Source organism: Nonomuraea basaltis (assembly GCF_005893125.1).
GTDB classification, from domain to species: Bacteria; Actinomycetota; Actinomycetes; order Streptosporangiales; family Streptosporangiaceae; genus Nonomuraea; species Nonomuraea basaltis.
In genome coordinates, this window is record NZ_VCJS01000617.1 from 1 (window position 1) to 765 (window position 765).

General features: G+C 75.0%; 1 protein-coding gene. It reads left to right on the plus strand.

Annotated elements, in window-relative coordinates:
• Positions 1-765 (plus strand): hypothetical protein (locus tag EJK15_RS72495; protein ID WP_206062418.1); only part of this gene is annotated, 765 nt, incomplete at both ends.

The following is a 765-nucleotide window of genomic DNA, read 5'->3' on the forward strand; positions in this document are numbered from 1 at the left end:
GGGCCAGGGTGGCGGTGGCCGCCAGTCCGGTGGAGGCGCTGTCGGAGGTCGCCTGCGTACCGCCGGCGGGGCCCGGCTCCTGGATGGGCGCCGGCCCGGAACTCAGTGACCCGTCCGCCGGCGTCGCGACGGCGGCGCCTGCCGCCGGTGGCACACCTGCCGCGACCGGGGCCGCGACGGTGGAGCCGCTGGCCGCCCGGGCGCTGGCCGTTGCGGGGGCCTTCCCCTTTTCGAGTGGAGCACGGGTGTGCAGGCTCGGGGAGGTCTCCGGCGAGCGGTCCGTGGACGTGACGCTCACGACGCCGGAGGGGGCGGGGACGGTGGTGCTGGCGGCGGTGGCCAGGATGCCGGCCGTCTCCGGCGAGGTGCTGACGGCCATGCGCAGGGTCGTCGCGACGCAGGTCGCCGACGCAACACCGACATTCAGCGGCCGTGCGGCCGAGCTCGACGAGCTCAGTCCGCCGGCTGACGTCGGGACGGACGACCAAGCGCGCGAGCAGAAGCCCGCGTCCGACGATGCCATGGTGGTCCCACGTCATACGCGTAGCGCTACGGTGCTCGCACGCCGATCGGGCGGTGCTGCGGCGGCCGGGCGCGGGCCGGGCGGTGCTGAGGCCGTTGCGCCAGGGGCAGGCGGGGCCGATGCGGAGGCGCGTGCTTCGAACATGACGGCACCCGAGCCGGAGCTGACCTTGCCGCAGGCCACACCGCAACAGGCCCTGGACAACGTGCCCGAGGCAGCGGCCCTGGCTCTTATACACATCT